Raw genomic sequence first — 15,667 nt, 5'->3', positions numbered from 1 at the left:
CGACACCACCCTGGAGGAACCATGTCCACCCAGCCCGCACCGCGCACCACGTCCGCCGGACCACCCACCAAACACCAGCTCGCGCTGATGATCTGGCTGGCCGTCTTCCCCACGCTCACCGTGCTCAACATCGCCCTCGGCGACTGGCTGCAGACCCTGGCCCCTGTCATGCGCACCTTCGTACTCGCCACAATCGCGGTGCCGATCGTCATCTACGGGCTCATGCCGCAACTGCATCGGCTCCGCGTCTACGTGCTCACCCGCACCCGGTAGTAGGTCATGCCTGTGGCGCGTCCAGGACGCGCCCTCGACGAGACGCTGCAGGTCACGTGTGGCAACCAGGACATCGACCTCAGCGAACCGATGTTCGAGCGTCGCCGGGTGCGTGTCGAGCGCGGGCGAGCGGCCGACTGGGTGAAACCAAGTGGGCGGTCGGGTTCTGGCGCGACGGGCGCGGGGGAGCGGCTCGACGCTTACGAGAGCCGCCCGACCGGTCAACTTGCCACGCGGGCCTGCTCCTGTGCCTGGTCGTGCGTCGGGTAGTCGGTGTAGCCGATCGCCCCGTCTGCATAGAGGGTCGAGAAGTCGAGCTCGTTCTCCTCGAGCCCATCCCTCCAGCGGCGAACGAGGTCGGGGTTCGCGATGACGGCACGCCCCACCACGACCGCGTCGGCCAGGGAGTCTGCCATCAGGGCGACCGCCTCGTCGCGGGTGGTGGCGTCCGCGAATCCGGTGTTCACGAGGAAGGCTCCGCCGAATCGAGAGCGGAGTCCTTGCACCAGGGCACCGGCAGGTTCGGGGTGCAGAACGCTCACGAACGCCAGGCGGAGAGGTGCGAGGGCATCCATCAGGCCTCCGTAGACCGCCTCGACGTCTGCCGGATCGTCCTCGATCAGGCCCTGGATGTTGCGTTCCGGCGAGATGCGGATCCCGACGCGGCCCGCACCCAGCTGGGCGACGACGGCCTGGACCACCTCGACGACGAACCGGATGCGATTCTCGGGAGTTCCGCCGTAGGCGTCGGTGCGCACGTTCGATGTGGCACCGAGGAACTCGTGCAGCAGGTACCCGTTGGCGGCGTGCAGCTCGACACCGTCGAATCCGGCGTCCACAGCATTCTGCGAGCCGCGCACGAAAACCTCGACGATGCCGGGCAGCTCGTCGGTGTCGAGCGCGCGTGGAGCGGGGTAGGCCACCTTCGTGCCGGCCGCGCGGGTCTCCCCGTCGATGGCGAGCGCGCTCGGTGCCTCGACAGGCAGTCCGGTGATGTCGGGATGGGTGGCGCGCCCGGCGTGCATGACCTGGGCGACGATCAGCCCTCCCTCCGCGTGCACGGCGTCGGTGACCCTCCGCCAGCCGGCGAGCTGTGGGGCGGTGACGAGGCCGGGCTGGCCGTCGAAACCCTTCCCCGCGGCGCTCGGGAAGGTGCCCTCGCTGACGATGAGACCGACGCCGGCGCGCTGCGCATAGTGCTCGACCATGACGTCGGTGGGAACGCCGTCGGCGCCCGCGCGAGTGCGGGTCAGAGGTGCCATCACGATGCGGTTGGTCAGCGAGAGGTCACCGGCCACGAGGGGGGAGAAAAGGTCGGGCACGTGGGATCCGTTCGTCGAGTTCGGGGGAGGGGATGGTCGCCGTCGAGCACCGCGCGGGACACGACCCGGCGGCGGTTGTGTCACTGCCCGGCTCGGGTGACGCGCGGGTCGAGTCCGTACTGGTGGGGGACGCCGAGGTTCGCGCGCAGGGTCGTGCCGGGGTACTCGGTGGGGTAGATCCCGCGTTCCTGCAGGATGGGGACGACCTCGTCGACGAATGCGTCGACGCCGTCCTCGTAGATGTCGGGTGTCACCCAGAAGCCGTCGGCGGCTCCGGCCTCGAACCACTCCTGCAGGTGGTCGGCGTGAAGCTTGCCCGGGCCCACGACCGTGGGATGGAAGTCGATCACGCCATGGGCGAGGACGTCGCGTGGGGACCACCCCTCGCGGGCCACCGCGAGAGCGTTCGACGAGCGCGGGTCCATCGGTGAGGCGTGCGCGGACGCCAGCTGATCCGGCGTGAGGGGTTCGTCGAACCGATCGGGATGGACCTGGATCCCGAGCATGGCGCCGAGGTGGGGCAGACGGGCCTCGATGACGTCGCCCGCGTACCTCAGGCGCCGGTCGAGGCCCTCGCGCACGGTCGGCGCGACGGTCGTCATGATGCCGGCGATGTACTTGATCTCGTCGGGGTCGCGGCCGGCTTCGCGCGCGGCTTCACGCACGAGCTCGCGCTGGGCGCGCGCCTCCTCGATCGTCCACACCTCGGCGATGAAGCCGTTCGCGTAGCGGCCCGCGATCGACAGAAGGTGCGGGCTGGGCCCGCCGGCCGTGAACACGACGGGCTGACCCTGCTCCGACGGTGGGATCGCCAGAGGGCCTCGGGAGGCGACGTACTGGCCCTGCAGGTTGATGGGCTGCAGCTTCGACGGGTCGATGAAGCGGTTGGCCGCCTGGTCCTTGAGCCACGCGTCCTGCTGCCAGCTGCCCCAGAGCGCCTGGACGATCTGGATCGCCTCGTGCGCGCGCTGGTAGCGCTCCGCGCGGTCGGCGACGGGTCGTCCGTAGTTGGCGGCGACGGCGGGATCGCTGGTCGTGACGGCGTTCCAGCCTGCGCGGCCATGACTCAGGACGTCCAGGGCCTTGAACTGGCGTGCTGTGTTGAACGGTTCCTGGAAAGTTGTCGACCCGGTCGCGACGAAGCCGATGTTCGTCGTCTCGCGCGCGACCGCGGCCAGCTGGATCAGCGGGTCCATGAGGTTGCTGATCGGCGAGTGCTCGACGTCACCGCGCACGGCGGGGAAGTCGGGCGCGAAGAGGAAAGCGAACTTGCCGCGCTCGGCGGCTCGGGCATGACGCACAGTGGCGTCGACGTCGGCGTAGGTCCCGGGATCTACGTGCGGGGCTCGCCAGGCGCCGTGGAGGCCGCCGTATCCGTCGATCAGGCCCATCCCCAGGATGAGCTTCTTGTCCGTCGCGGTCATCGGGCCACCGGCTCGCAGACCGCTTCCTCGATGGCCGACGCGTCGGCGACCGCCTCGCCGCTGACCGGCGCGGCAGTGACCGGGGCGGCGACGCTCACCGCGGCAGCGACCGTTCCGTCCACGGCTGTGCCGTCGTCGGCGGGACTCTGTCCCCGGCCGATGAAGAAGGCGCCCACCAGGACGACCAGGCCGATGGCAAAGGCGGTCAGGAAGGCGGCGTTCGCGGCGGACGTGGACTGGGCTGTGTCGAGCACGCCGGCGTCGCGGGCACCGGAACCGATGGTGTAGACCGAGATGAACACCGCTCCGAAGCCGGCGCCGGCGAGCTGCTGGACGGTGGAGAAGGCGGCGGAGCCGTGCGGGAAGAGCTCGGGGCGCAGGGCGCCCATCGCACTCGTCGTGAGGGGCGCCCACATCGTGGCCATCGCGCTGGTGAACACCAGCCAGGCGATGATCAGCGTGACCACGCTCGTGGTCGCGTCGACCCGGCTGAAGAACCACAGGACGACCAACCAGACGATCGCAGCCGGGATCACCAGCGGGCGCGGTCCGACGCGGTCGTACACCCGGCCGCTCAGCGTCGCCATGATCGAGATCGCGGCGCCGCCCGGGATCAGGAAGAGGCCGAGCTGGAGGGTGCTCAGGCCGGTGACGTTGGTCAGCATCAGCGGCACCACGACCTGCAGGCCGATCCCGTTGCCGGCGACGAAGACCATCATGAGGAGCGGCAGCGTGAACGACTTCCGCAGGAAGATCCGCATGTCCAGGAATGCGTTGTCGCGACGCTGCAGCGGGGCCTGTCGGAGAACGAACGCCACCAGGCCCGCCAGGCCCACCGCGATCGGCAGGTACGGCGAGATCGGGGCATGCCCGGAGGACGCCTCGCCGAGCAGGGACAGTCCGTAGACCAGGCCGCCGAACCCGACCGCGGACAGCAGCAGCGACGGCAGGTCCAGGGTCACCGGCTCCGGGGTGGTGATGTTGCGCAGCTTCCACGCCCCCAGCGCCAGGGCAACGATGGCGATCGGCAGCATCAGGATGAACAGCCAGCGCCAGCTCAGCGCGGACAGCACGAGACCGGACAGCGCCGGGCCGAGAGCCGGCGCCACGGACGGGACGGCCGTCGTGATCGCCATCATCTGGCCGCGGCGACCGGCCGGGACCAGGCGCAGGGTCGTGGTCATCAGCAAGGGCAGAAAGACGGCGGTGCCGGACGCCTGGATGACCCGGCCGACCACCAGGACGCCGAACGTCGGCGCGATCGCGGCGAGCGTCGTCCCGACGATGAAGAGTGACAAGGCGACCAGGAAGATCGTCCGCAGGTGGAAACGTCGCATCACGAAGCTGCTGGCCGGGATCAGCACGGCCATGGTCAGCAGGAAGCCGGTCGTGACCCACTGCCCGGTGCTCGGGCTGACTCCGAACTCCGCGATCAGCGTCGGAAGGGCGACGCCGAGAAGCATCTCGTTGAGGAACACGATGAACGTCGAGACGATCAGGATCCCGATGACCAGGGCGACACCCGGGGGGAGCCGGTCGCCGGAGGAGGTCGTCGATGCCGGAGATGCGACATCAGTTACCGAGGGGGTGGTCATGTACGTGCTCGCCGTCTCGTGAGGTCTGGGGAAGGTCAGTCAGTGCGACGCGCGTGGCCGTCGACGGGGGAGGGTCAGATCGGGGCCGGCGGACACGTCGGCACCCGGCATGCGCGACGGTCGTCGGCTGGCAACGAGTCACTGTCGATTCGCGGGGGGTACCACGAAAGCGTCGCCCGGTTCTTCGGAAACGGATGCACCCTCCGTTCGCTGTCGCCGACGATACGGAGCCGGTGTCCGGTACGTCAACGACGCGCGCGTGGATGTGATTGAGGCAACAGAAGAGGCTTGGAGGCAGGCCGGCTCATGCGCGCGCTGGAGACCCAGCTGGCGGCGATCAGCTCATCGCGCTCGTGCGCGCGTCGGTGAGGTGGAGCCGGCCGTGGGCGCTCCACATCGTGGCCAGTGGTTGGCCAACCGGTTGCTGGACGACGGAATGGCTCTCGTCCTCGTCGCGTGCGTCGATGTGGCCGTCGCGCTCAGGTGCCACCAGGACTGCCGAGTCCGGGAGCTGCCTCAGCAGCTCACCCGGCAGGAATGGTCCCGGGCTCGCCCGGCCCTCCGGTCACGAACTCCGGGAGGAGCTCCCAGTTGCGGGCGGCATGTGCCATCCCTCTCGCACGAGGGCGCGCAAGGAGTCTCCGGACCGTGTGTCCGCCAGTTGCGCATCACTGACCCATGCGGAGGCCAGCACGGTGAGGACGAGGTCCCGGTCGCGCGCCCACGGACGGGCGCACCCGGCCGCCTGCGCAGCGGAGAGGAACTGCCCGGTGAACTCGACGAGCCATTCGCAGGTGATGGCCAGCGGTGAGGTGGTCTCCCTGAGAGCCTCGCGGAGCGGGCCGGGCAGTCCGTCGAAGACCGTCACGTAGTCACCGAGTGCGGTCAACCACAGCTCCAGTGCTGCGAGAGGGTCGCTCTGCTCGGCCTCGATCGCGGCCCGGCGGGCGTCCAGCTCCTCCCAGCGCGCCTGCAAGAGTGCTGCGAGGAGAGACTCTCGTGTCGGGAAGTGGCGATACAGGGTGCCCGGCCCGAGGCCGGCTCGCGTGGCGATGTCCTGCATAGCACCGCTCACGCCGTGCTCGGCGAAGAAGCCCTCCGCGACGTCAAGGATGTGCAGTCGGTTGCGCTCCGCGTCGGCACGTGGCTTCCGCGGCGTCTCCTCTTGGTGGACCGCCATTCGACCTCCTCATCAGAACCGGAGGATACGTCCACATGTCCGGTCAGGACAAAGGGACCATGCGTCCGGCTCTGGCTCGGTGCGGCGTAGTGCAGGTCAGGGCCAAGGTGAAGCGGCACCGCGAGCTCGACGTCATCTGCGCCGCGGTCATCGGCCCGATCACCCGGCCCACCGTCGTCGTCGCCGGGCTCCCGCTCGACGGAGAGCTCAAGGTCGTCGGGCGCACCGTCCCGCTGTCCGCGGTCGCCGTGAAGCCGCCGGACCTCCGTGGCGCCCAGAGGCCCCATCACTCGGGCAACTGACCGCCATCTTGCGCCCATTCGTACCGGTTCACCTCAATCCGCAGCAGATTGATCGGGTTATAGAACCTGGGGCAATGGCCGAAGGTGAGTCCGAGCCCTCCACTCCAACGATTTCCGGCGAAGCTGGCCGCACTCCCGTTAACCGTGATGCCGCTGGGCTGTATTCGCACTAGGACGCCGTTGCTCATTATGCGTGCACTGTCGATCACTACACGCGACGGCGGATCGAATCGAATTCGAAGGAAGATGTTCCCTGGGCCGCTTCCAAGGGTTAGGGCCTGACCTTCGAAAGTGATGTCCCACATCCCCGGGACAATCTGCATTACGTTTCTGTCGACATGGAGCACCGGTTGGTTGTACGCATCGCGCAGCGTGAGGTGCACCAGCAGCTCGTCGTCGACCGAGCGCTCGAAGGCGATCACCGGCTCGTCGTCGATCACCAGCGGGATCAGATGACCTTCCCCTGGCGTCGCTCGAAAGGTGTCCGTTCCGACCACCATCTCGGCCGCCTCTGCGCCGAACATCAAACCGAATGGCTTGGTGACGCCTCGCTTTCGATTGATGGGGTCGAAGTTTGCTTGTTCGACCTGGCCGCGGGAGATCGAGCCGTTTGTTTTCATGCGGTGGTGCTCGCTGCAGAGGAGCGTCAACTCGTCTGCCACGTGTTGCTGGGTTTCAGCCCAGCCGATGATATGGTCGTAGTCGTAAAGAGGGAGCCCGCAGAATACGCAGCCGAAAGCGCATCGCTGACGTACCTCCCGCTGTATCTCCGCAGAGATCTATGGGCGCGTCATACTTTCCCCGTCCGCAGCTGGACCCTGTCCGCTCTGACCGTAGCGATATAGGGATGATCCGGACAGGATGGAAGATCTCGGACCTCCCGCGCCGCGCAAGTGTGCGTACGTGCGGGCACCTTCGGTGCCATCGAGGTCGTGGGTCACGAGGACGCGGGTCTAGGTGGCCGCCTCCGGAACTCGGCGCATGGCGCGTCCCAGCCGAGGCACTCGCGGGGGGAGCGGCTCGTCCGCGCCGGGGTCTAGCGTGCAATTGAGGTCCCGCTGCTCTTCCCCGTGCAGCGGGGCCTCCTTGCGTGGGATGCAGGACCGTCCCGCTTCCAAGGAACTGGGACGTCGCTAAGTGGCGGCGAGCGGCGCCCGGACGCAGCGGGGCTGGGTGTTCGGAAGTCAGGGCCAGAAGGATGTCCCGCCCCGGCCGTGCGAATACAGCGCGGGATGGATGTGGACGTCGTGCCCCGCCTACCGACGGTTGTGCGCCAGACGGAGCGTCGACTGTTGAGGTAGGGGCGGTACCCGTGTCGCTCGATCACTCACGCGCGCCGACGAGGCCGAGGCCTATCGCGCCGCGTGCGGAGGAGGATCACCGTCAACACCTGGGTGAGCGTCACCGCAGCGACGCTGGCCCCAGTCATGAACGGGCCTCAGCCGGCGCGACGACTGACGCGGCTCGTCCTGCGTTTGAATCCTCGTACAGGTTAGGTGCATGTACTGCGCGGGCGCAGCGAGCAGCGCTCCTCTGCCCTGACCGTTCTCGCGGGGCTCGGGCGCATTGAGTCCTCGAGGTCCAGCGCCGCGCGGCCGAGGCGCTCCAGGCGGCCCGTGCGTCGTGGCAGCGTGCGCGCTCGCGCGACGGGTCGCCGTACGGCTGGAGTGCTTAGAACTCGCGTACTTATCGTCTGGCCGCGGCAGGCCGGGCGGCACGAGTTATGTGCCAGGTCCAAGGTTCTCGCTGCGGCCCGCGGCTCCATCGAGCGGGTAGAGCGGCACAGGTTCGCCGGCGAGGCGGCGGACAGGCTCATGGGCTCTTGACCGAGGGCTGCGACGGTGATCGGGGCCAGAATGTGAAACTCCCAAGCGTCGACTGCCGGGCCCCCGATTCGTGTCACGTGCGTGCTGCTCCACGAATCGGGGGCCGACAGTGGATCTGGATCTGGATCTGGATCCGGGTCTACGGGGCGGGGATCGGGGCTGTGCGGGCGTGCTCGAGCGCCCAGGCTAGGGCGTAGTCCGCGACCTCTTCCCAGCCGGGCTCGGCGCAGATCCAGTGCGAGCGGCCGGGGAACTCGTGGTACTCGGTGAGGGCGGGGGACTTGGCGTAGTGCTTGGCGTTGGACTTGTTCACCGACGGCGGCATGATGTGGTCCTTCTCGCCGCCGATGAACAGCAGCGGCGCGCGATCGGCGTCGTAGTCCACCCAGGTCTCCTGCTTGCCCGGCTTGAAGTTCGCGATCAGGCCGTAGGCCCACACCCAGTTGCCTGGCGCGGGGATGGCGAACTCCCGCCAGACCGCGTCGGACTCCTCGCGCGAGAGCGTGTTCGCGAACGCGTAGTGGAACTCCTCCGGTGTGAACCCCACGGCTCGGTGGAAGTTCGCGGGGTTCTTCAGCGCCGGGAACAGCGACCTGGCCTGCGACAGCGGGGTGACGCGGACGCCCTCGGTCGGTGCGGAGTCCACGACGACGGCCGCCGAGCCCAGACCGCGCGCGAGGAGGAGCTGGGTCAGGGTGCCGCCGAAGGAGTGGCCCATGATGATCGGCGGTTCGGGGAGCGCCGTGATCTGCGCGGCGAGGTGGTCGACGGTCTCGGGCACCGTGATCTTGGCGATGACCTCAGGGTTCTCGCGCAGCGCCTCGACCTCGATCTCGAATCCGGGGTAGGCGGGCGTGAGGACGGTGTGGCCTGCGGCCTCGTAGCGGTCCTTCCAGCCGCGCCAGCTGCGGGGCGTCATCCATAGGCCGTGCACGAGCACGATGGTGGTCATGATCGGTTCCTTTCTCTCAGGCGGTCAGTGAGTCGATGAAGGTGAGCAGGTCGGTGTGCAGGCGGTCGCGCTCGGTGTCGGGCAGGCCGTGTGCCCCGCCCTCGTAGATGGTCAGGGTCGCGCCGACGATCGCCGCGGCGGATCGCTTGCCGCCGACGTCAAAGGGCACGATCTGGTCGTCTGAGCCGTGGATCACGAGGGTCGGGACGTCGACCTTCTCCAGGTCCGGACGGAAGTCGGTGGCCGAGAACGCCGCGATGCACTCGTAGGCGCCACGGTGGCCGCTGGCCATGGACTGGAGCCAGAACGTGTCGCGGACGCCCTGCGAGACGTCGCCGTTGCGGTTGTGACCGAAGAACGGCCCGTCGGCCAGGTCCCGGTACAGCTGGGAGCGGTCGGCGTTCTCGCCCGCCCGGATCTGGTCGAACACCCCGAGAGGAAGCCCGCCGGGGTTGTCCGCGCCGTCGAGCATGAGGGGCGGCACCGCCGAGACGAGGACGAGTCCGGCCACGCGCGCGGTGCCGTGCCGGCCGATGTAGTGCACGGCTTCACCGCCGCCGGTCGAGTGGCCGACGAGGGTGATGTCTGTCAGGTCGAGGTGGTCGATCAGACGGGCAAGGTCGTCGGCGTAGGTGTCCATGTCGTTGCCGGCCCAGGTCTGGCTGGAGCGGCCGTGCCCGCGCCGGTCGTGGGCGATCACCCGGTGGCCGTGCTCGGCGAGGAACAGCGCTGCGGCGTCCCACGCGTCCGCGTTGAGCGGCCAGCCGTGGCTGAGTAGCACCGGCGTGCCGTCGGCTCCCCAGTCCTTGTAGAAGATCTGCGCGCCGTCATCGGCGATGACGTAAGGCATGAGCACCTCCTGAGTGTGAATCGTGGTTCGCTCCGCGTTTGCGGAGTGGGTCAGCTCACTGCTCGGTGGGCGCTGAGGATGACCTCCGCGACGGCCTCCGGTTGGGAGATTGAGATGGCGTGGGATCCGTCGATCTCCGTGATGGTCGCGCCGGCGCGTTGGGCCATGGACAGGACGAGGTCGCTGCCCGCGGCGGCGTCGGCGGTGGGGACCGCCGCCCAGACGGGGAGAGTCCTCCACGCCGGCGTTCCGGTCTCCTCGGTGAAGGACTGAACGGCGACCGGACGCTGTGAGTGGCCGAACACGTCCGACTGAAACGGAGGCAGGTCGGCGGCGAACACGGCATGAAAGCGTTCGGGGTCGATCACCACCTCGGCAGCCGTCGCGTCACCGCCCCCGGTTGGGTACTCGGTTCGCACGAGCGCTGCGGTCAGGACGCTGTCGTGCGAGCTGCCGACGGCGTCGATGAGCCTTTCGCCCTCGTCAGGAGCGAAGGCAGCGACGTAGACGAGACCGACGACGCTGGGCGTCGCGGCGCAGGCATGGGTGATCACGGAACCGCCGTACGCGTGGCCGACGGCGAGGACCGGTCCGGGGATCTGGTTGATCACGCTGGCGACGTACGCGGCGTCGCAGTGCAGTCCACGCAGGGGGTTGGCGATCGCGGTGACTTCCGTGCCCGCTTCGATGAGGAGCGCGGTGGTGGGTGCCCAGCTTCCGGCATCGGCGAAGGCGCCGTGGACGAGCACGATCGTGGGTGTGGAGGTCGTGGACATGACTGCTCCCGGGGCGGTGTGGTGTGGCCGGCGGAGCTTGCGTCGGCCCGGTTCCGGTCGGGCCTCGACGGGGTCCACACTGGTCTCGCGGGGAGCTTCTGACGCGCGCAGGTCAGCGACAGACCTGCCGTTGGCAGCCACAGTCAAGCCAGCGGGGCGGCTCACTCCCGCGACGCGCGAAGATGCCCACGGCTGCGCGATCCACGCGGGCCTCGAAGGAAAGGGGCGGGCGGCATGGTGGTGCTGCTGGACACCCGGACCGTCGCGTCCATGGAACGGCTGCCGGCGATCTCGGCCGCGTTGGAGGGCACCACCGCTCCGTGCGAGGTCCGCTACGACGACGCTCCGGAGCGCGTCTTCACGCGTATCGAGGCGTGGCGGCTGGGCGACCTGGACGTGTGGCGCAACGAGGCCTCCGGGATGCGGATGACCCGGGAGAGCCGTCACCTCCGGGTCGACCCGGACGGTCGGGTGGCCATCGCCGTCCAAGAGGCGGGTCAGTCTCTGATCAACTACGACGACACCGACCCCGACGCTCGCGCGGGCATCGGTGGTCTGATCTGCGTCGACCTGACGAAGCCGTACGACTACGCGTGGCGGGGACTGGGCTCGGCGTTCTGCATCTCGGTACCTGCTGAGCAGGTCGGGCTGCCGGCGCACGTCGTCCGCACCGCCTCCCGCCAGCTCAGGACCAGCCCGCTGTACGGCCTGTTCCAACGGCACCTTCTCGGGTTGGCGCACAACACCGACGCGGTCACGGCCGACCCGGCCGCCGCCGGGGTCGCCAGTGCCTCGGTGGAACTGCTGCGTGCTCTGCTCGCGTCCGCCGCGCATGACGTCCGGTTCGAACGGAGCACGATGGCGGCGACGCTGCTCGTCCAGGTTCGGGCGTACGTTCAGCAGCACCTGCGCGAACCGGACCTGACTCCTGCCACGGTCGCACGGGCGCACAACATCTCCGAGCGGCATCTCTTCAGAGTCTGTGCTTCAGCGGACTTCAGTCTGGAGCAGTGGATCATCCGCCGACGCCTGGTCGGCGCGCACGAAGAGCTCGCCCGAGCCTCGAACGTGATGGTTCCGATCGCGTCGATCGCCCGCCGCTGGGGATTCCGCGACCCTGCGCACTTCACGCGTCGCTTCAAGGCGACCTACGGGATCACCCCGCGGGACTGGCGCCGTATCGCACTCTCCGGGTCTGCCGACGCCTGACCGCGCCGGGCAAACGACCCGGTGCGACGCCCGAGACCCTCGATCTCACCATCGCGCGGCTAGAAGCCGATGGCAGCCGTTCGCGATCGACCGGTCGTCGCTCGGTGTGAGGCTCCTGCGGGCGGAGCAGCGCCGCCGCGACCAGCAGCGCGGACGTAGTCCTGGAGTCGGACGCTAACCGAGACGTCCGCGACGGCTCCCGCGCAAGGCACCCCGGGTGTCGCCTTCGAACTTGAGCCTCCAGGAGCAGAAGGAGCCAGCGCGCGCGGAGTCGCGTCCCACCTTCGAGCGGGACGCTGAGCGGTCGGCGGACAGGGACCGCAGCACGTTGGCACGCTCCACCCGTCTCGGGCGCCATGCGCGAACGCATGCACATCTCAGACCCGCTGTGGCTGCGTATCACGAGGACCCCCAGCTGCTCAGTCTGCTGTGGGCAGGCGGCAGAGCCGCGTTCGTGCGCGGGTACAGGGAAAACTCGCGGCGGACGACCTGGGCGGGGAGGAAGGGCCATGGAGACGGCGAGTTTGATGCTTGAGGTAGCCACCTTGGTGGGGACCGTCGCAATCGCGGTCGCGGTGCACCGAGCGTCGAAGCGCGCAGCCATCGTTGCGACTGAACGCGACATACGAAGCGCATCGATGGAACTTGACATCGCAGTGCTTCAGGATGACCGCCTGCTAATTGCGGCCGATCGAGTCCTGTATCCCGACGCGTCAGATACACCCATCGAAGAGCGCCGGGACCGGTGGCTGTGTTACCTGCTCAAGAACCTAACGAGACGTCGAGCTGATATGCGGTCGAGAGAATGTGTCCAGGACCGTCCCTTATGTGCCTCCCCTGGGGTCGGCCGCAACGAGTCAGGATGGGTAGGGCTCGTTCATCGATCGATCTTGCTCAAAGATGCATAGGGAAAGCTGATGATCTCTTTCTCGCGTAGTCTTTGAACCTGGCACGCGTTGCTGAGCAGGGCGGGCCCGGAGCCGTCGGGCTTTCGTTCTCGTAAGTCCAAGATCTTCACCACGTCGTGAAATAGAAAATCGCTGCGCTCGGCTGCTGCCTCTTTTGGACGCTATCGTCGGTCCACAGTCGTCTGAGGATTAAGATTGTGACGACAAATCCAACGAATGCGCCCCCCGAGTTTCACGCTGGCGTTTTCGATCGCGCCGGTAGATTGCAGACCGCCAAAGCAGGCGACGGCGACGATCAGCGACAGTGTGACAAAAAGGATGGACTTCCGTTCGTTTCCACTGAGGAATGTCACGGCAACTCCATGGTTGGACCTTGGCGGAGTAGCCACCAGCGTCACACACGGGTGTTCACGGGTCCAGGAGCAGCGCCAGATGTGGCCGATTGGGCACGATGATTGGGTCCGCGACTGCACTTAAGTGCAAGGCGGTGGCGCTGAGTCAACTACCTCGGCCTAGCGCGAGTCGGCTGCGTCCGGATCGATTCGTCGTCGAAGAGGGCCCGGAGCTACTCGGCCGTTGGAAGTGCGGCGCGGGCGTCGGCCGGGAGTCCGTAGTAGTCGGCGAGGGCCGCGGGTGCGAAGGTGGCGGCCGAGCGAGCTTCGGATGGCGGGTCAGCCAGCGCGGCACGTACGTCGCCATCGTCGACGACCAGTACCGGCGCCCGGAGCGAGCGATGAGCGACGGACGCCTGCTCGACCCCACACTGCCGACAGAAGAGCGCGCCGCGGCTGCCCACGAGCCGCCCGAGGTCAAGGCGGCCCGCGCCGCACACGTGGCGGCGATCCGGGCGCACGAGCGCGCGACCAGCCAGCTCGAGGACGCGGTCGACGACACGGAGCACGGCCTGTCGGCCGCCATCGCGGCGGTGCGCGCCTCGAAGCCTGCTGGCGCGCCTGGGAGCACCTGCGCCACGAAGGCCCCTCCGGCCCCGCCGTGTGGTTCGCGGACTACTTCGACCCGATGATGGCCGTACTGACTAGCACCACCCGGCCTTTCCATGCCTGCCAGGAGGAGGCGCTCGGCGGGCACACGATCCCACTCGCCCTGCCGGTCGCCACCCCACCCACCGGGCTCTTCCGGGACGCAGGACACCCCGACGAGCGGTAAGCTCGGACTCGAACGTGCTTCACCGAGACTCATTCCCGGACTGCCCCGCCAACGATGCCGTTGTCCACGATGCACCGGAAGCAGTCGCCGTCGAAGACGGCGTCTATGTCGTGCTCCGCGCACCGACGGCGTCTGGCGACACCTCGTCGCAGGCGACCGGTCGAGCGGTCGGTCCCTCTGGGATGATCGTCGGCCACGTCATCGCGTAGATCTCCGTGCTCGCTGCTGTTCACTGCCGCTACCTCCGTGTACTCGATGAGTTGCTGTACTTCGAGGTTCGAGCACGGAGCGAATGGTTCGACTACGGTTGATGTCACACGGCGCAGGCACTCAGATGGGCGGGACCGCTCGGGCCGCCCGGAAGCCCTCGTGCCAGGCCTGCTGCATGCTCACCTCCAGCTCAAGAGTGCGGACCTCACGCATGGTGCCCACGAGCCACCGGAGTTGGCTCTCCGTAGCACCGGCCTCGAGAGCTTCCGCGACGGAACCGACCCTCCACTTCACGCAGGGCACGAAGATGCCCTTGATGTTGAGCCGCCTTGCGAGTCGGGTGAAGCGCCCCGGGTCATCGACTGCGGTCTCAAGGGCCCGCCAGTTGCTCGACGACAGCCGGCTTCCGGAGCGGCCACGTCGGGTACGGTTCAAGGCAGCACGCCGTCGTTGCGCGGCGTCCGCGACGAGGCGATCGTGCTCCAGTTCTGAGATGAAGCCCCAGTCGAGTGCCAGGCCTGCAGGGACTCGTGGCATCCGAGTCTCCTTCGTCGGCATCAGCGCCAGCTCGACGACATCGGTTGGCTGCAGGGTCATCGCCCCGGCGATGACGGCGTCAAACGCTGGTACCGGCTTGTCGACGTCGGCGAACGGCCAGAGCGCCCACCGCGAGCCGTGCGTGATCCGCAGCACGCGACCCGTACGTACGAGATGGACCTCGACCTCGGTCGGGCGCATCCCGTGCGAGCCTCGATGAGGCTCCCAGCCGGCCGGCGGGCACAAGTCCCAGCCCGGAGGCCTCACGTGAAGGGTTGAGGGCGGGCCCGGTGTCGTAAGCCACCGTGCGATATCGGAGAGACCGAGCTTCCGCTCGGCACGCCATACCGCTGCGCCTCCGCGGCCGGAAGCATCGCTCGCGGGCAGCGGCGCTCGACGAAGCCACGGGTGATCGAAGTCGTCGGTGCGCTCGAGGTCGTATCGGTGTCGCACGAACTCGGCGTCGGTCTGGTCCCGCAACATCTGGAGGTTGGCGGATGCGTCCGGACCCGTGAGCAGCAGGCGCGCCAGGTGGCGCATGACGTCAAGGCGCCAGGTCCCGTGCCAGGCGACGTGCTCGTCGCTCAGCACCGTGGCCGCGTCCCGGCCGCCATAGATGACGTGCTGCTCAGCGGCCGTGAGGGTCGCGGCGACTGTCAGCCTCCACAGGCCCAGGGCAACCCTCTGCTCAACGACTTGCGGCAAGCCTTCAAGCCCACCATCAACGAACGGAACCGTCGTCGCGATGGCTGTCGTCAGCGCGTCGGTCAACGGACGGGGTGAGTAGTCGCGAGGACCTCGCGCGGCGCCCTGCCCAGGAAGACGCAAAGCGAACGAGCCCGCCCAGGTGGCGACTCCGTCATCCAGTCGGACGGCAAGGCGCACGCGGCCGTCCGACGCACCCGGGATCGCCGGTGCCGGCGGGAACCGCAGCACCGTAGAGATGTGGGTGAGCCTCTGCTCCGAGGGCCTGGATGCTTGCGCACAGATGTACTGATCGAGGAGGTCTCTGACGCACTGCTCCCGGCTCGCACCCCGCGCAGCTGCGAGCGACTCAAGGGCGTTGAGCGCGTCGGGCGAGATGCGGACGCTTGTCTGTCGTTGACCCACCGACCCAGCATCCAACCAAGATGCCC

Annotated in this window: 14 protein-coding genes; 5 read left to right on the top strand and 9 right to left on the bottom strand. The window is 68.3% G+C overall.

The genetic code is table 11. From position 1 onward, the window contains the following. Positions 1–21 precede the first annotated feature (21 nt). Entirely contained in the window at positions 22–273 is a 252-nt protein-coding gene (locus NXY84_RS11495) for a hypothetical protein (RefSeq protein ID WP_258723238.1), read from the top strand. A 221-nt stretch (positions 274–494) separates the two neighbouring features. Here NXY84_RS11495 and NXY84_RS11490 read toward each other — a convergent pair whose 3' ends face one another. The 4 genes from NXY84_RS11490 to NXY84_RS11475 form a co-directional block, all read right to left on the bottom strand. Then, positions 495–1,595, bottom strand: coding sequence for an alkene reductase (locus NXY84_RS11490; protein WP_258723237.1), 1,101 nt, complete (start codon positions 1,593–1,595; stop codon positions 495–497). 80 nt (positions 1,596–1,675) lie between these two features. Then, the gene (locus NXY84_RS11485) at positions 1,676–3,019 is read right to left on the bottom strand and encodes an NtaA/DmoA family FMN-dependent monooxygenase (protein ID WP_258723236.1); all 1,344 of its coding nucleotides are present in this window, start codon (positions 3,017–3,019) and stop codon (positions 1,676–1,678) included. Continuing rightward, the gene (locus NXY84_RS11480; RefSeq protein WP_258723235.1) at positions 3,016–4,614 is read right to left on the bottom strand and encodes a DHA2 family efflux MFS transporter permease subunit; all 1,599 of its coding nucleotides are present in this window, start codon (positions 4,612–4,614) and stop codon (positions 3,016–3,018) included. Before NXY84_RS11480 ends, NXY84_RS11485 begins: the two co-directional genes overlap by 4 nt. A 565-nt stretch (positions 4,615–5,179) precedes the next feature. Continuing rightward, a complete protein-coding gene (locus tag NXY84_RS11475) occupies positions 5,180–5,794 on the bottom strand; it encodes a TetR/AcrR family transcriptional regulator (protein ID WP_258723234.1) in 615 nt (204 codons plus the stop codon). Between the two features lie 107 nt (positions 5,795–5,901). On the opposite strand from NXY84_RS11475, the gene NXY84_RS11470 reads away from it, so the two are divergent. Continuing rightward, complete coding sequence (locus NXY84_RS11470) at positions 5,902–6,096, top strand: hypothetical protein (protein ID WP_258723233.1); 195 nt, start codon at positions 5,902–5,904, stop codon at positions 6,094–6,096. On the opposite strand, the gene NXY84_RS11465 is transcribed toward NXY84_RS11470, so the two are convergent. From NXY84_RS11465 to NXY84_RS11450, 4 genes are all read right to left on the bottom strand, one after another. Next, positions 6,081–6,758, bottom strand: a complete 678-nt coding sequence (locus NXY84_RS11465; protein WP_258723232.1) for a hypothetical protein — start codon at positions 6,756–6,758, stop codon at positions 6,081–6,083. The two genes, NXY84_RS11470 and NXY84_RS11465, sit on opposite strands and share 16 nt — an antisense overlap. A gap of 1,303 nt (positions 6,759–8,061) precedes the next feature. After that, entirely contained in the window at positions 8,062–8,874 is an 813-nt protein-coding gene (locus tag NXY84_RS11460; protein ID WP_258723231.1) for an alpha/beta hydrolase, read from the bottom strand. A 16-nt stretch (positions 8,875–8,890) separates the two neighbouring features. Then, complete coding sequence (locus NXY84_RS11455) at positions 8,891–9,724, bottom strand: alpha/beta fold hydrolase (protein ID WP_258723230.1); 834 nt, start codon at positions 9,722–9,724, stop codon at positions 8,891–8,893. Positions 9,725–9,774: 50 nt separating this feature from the next. Further along, the gene (locus tag NXY84_RS11450) at positions 9,775–10,500 is read right to left on the bottom strand and encodes an alpha/beta fold hydrolase (protein WP_258723229.1); all 726 of its coding nucleotides are present in this window, start codon (positions 10,498–10,500) and stop codon (positions 9,775–9,777) included. 234 nt (positions 10,501–10,734) lie between these two features. On the opposite strand from NXY84_RS11450, the gene NXY84_RS11445 reads away from it, so the two are divergent. From NXY84_RS11445 to NXY84_RS21855, 3 genes are all read left to right on the top strand, one after another. Further along, positions 10,735–11,709: a helix-turn-helix domain-containing protein gene (locus NXY84_RS11445; RefSeq protein ID WP_258723228.1), complete on the top strand. Its 975-nt coding sequence runs from the start codon at positions 10,735–10,737 to the stop codon at positions 11,707–11,709. Positions 11,710–13,350: 1,641 nt separating this feature from the next. Continuing rightward, positions 13,351–13,641, top strand: a complete 291-nt coding sequence (locus NXY84_RS11440) for a hypothetical protein (protein ID WP_258723227.1) — start codon at positions 13,351–13,353, stop codon at positions 13,639–13,641. After that, positions 13,581–13,784: a DUF4913 domain-containing protein gene (locus NXY84_RS21855; protein WP_396126397.1), complete on the top strand. Its 204-nt coding sequence runs from the start codon at positions 13,581–13,583 to the stop codon at positions 13,782–13,784. The genes NXY84_RS11440 and NXY84_RS21855 overlap by 61 nt, the downstream gene beginning before the upstream one ends. Positions 13,785–14,114: 330 nt before the next feature. Here the strand turns inward: NXY84_RS21855 and NXY84_RS11435 are convergent, their stop codons facing one another. Continuing rightward, positions 14,115–15,641 (bottom strand): ribbon-helix-helix domain-containing protein, encoded by a 1,527-nt coding sequence (locus NXY84_RS11435; RefSeq protein ID WP_258723226.1) that lies wholly within the window; start codon positions 15,639–15,641, stop codon positions 14,115–14,117. Between the last annotated feature and the right edge of the window lie 26 nt (positions 15,642–15,667).

Origin of the sequence: Cellulomonas sp. NS3 (assembly GCF_024757985.1) — a bacterium.
In the GTDB taxonomy this organism is placed as follows: domain Bacteria; phylum Actinomycetota; class Actinomycetes; order Actinomycetales; family Cellulomonadaceae; genus Cellulomonas_A.
The sequence above is the reverse complement of the archived record's forward strand: the minus strand, read 5'-3'. Positions and strand labels throughout refer to the sequence as shown.

Bases quoted from the DNA above. Each gene is read 5' to 3' on its own strand.
- NXY84_RS11495 (WP_258723238.1), top strand. From the start codon at position 22: ATGTCCACCCAGCCCGCACCGCGCACCACGTCCGCCGGACCACCCACC.
- NXY84_RS11485 (WP_258723236.1), bottom strand. From the start codon at position 3,019: ATGACCGCGACGGACAAGAAGCTCATCCTGGGGATGGGCCTGATCGAC.
- NXY84_RS11480 (WP_258723235.1), bottom strand. From the start codon at position 4,614: ATGACCACCCCCTCGGTAACTGATGTCGCATCTCCGGCATCGACGACC.
- NXY84_RS11475 (WP_258723234.1), bottom strand. From the start codon at position 5,794: ATGGCGGTCCACCAAGAGGAGACGCCGCGGAAGCCACGTGCCGACGCG.
- NXY84_RS11460 (WP_258723231.1), bottom strand. From the start codon at position 8,874: ATGACCACCATCGTGCTCGTGCACGGCCTATGGATGACGCCCCGCAGC.
- NXY84_RS11455 (WP_258723230.1), bottom strand. From the start codon at position 9,724: ATGCCTTACGTCATCGCCGATGACGGCGCGCAGATCTTCTACAAGGAC.
- NXY84_RS11450 (WP_258723229.1), bottom strand. From the start codon at position 10,500: ATGTCCACGACCTCCACACCCACGATCGTGCTCGTCCACGGCGCCTTC.
- NXY84_RS11445 (WP_258723228.1), top strand. From the start codon at position 10,735: ATGGTGGTGCTGCTGGACACCCGGACCGTCGCGTCCATGGAACGGCTG.
- NXY84_RS11440 (WP_258723227.1), top strand. From the start codon at position 13,351: ATGAGCGACGGACGCCTGCTCGACCCCACACTGCCGACAGAAGAGCGC.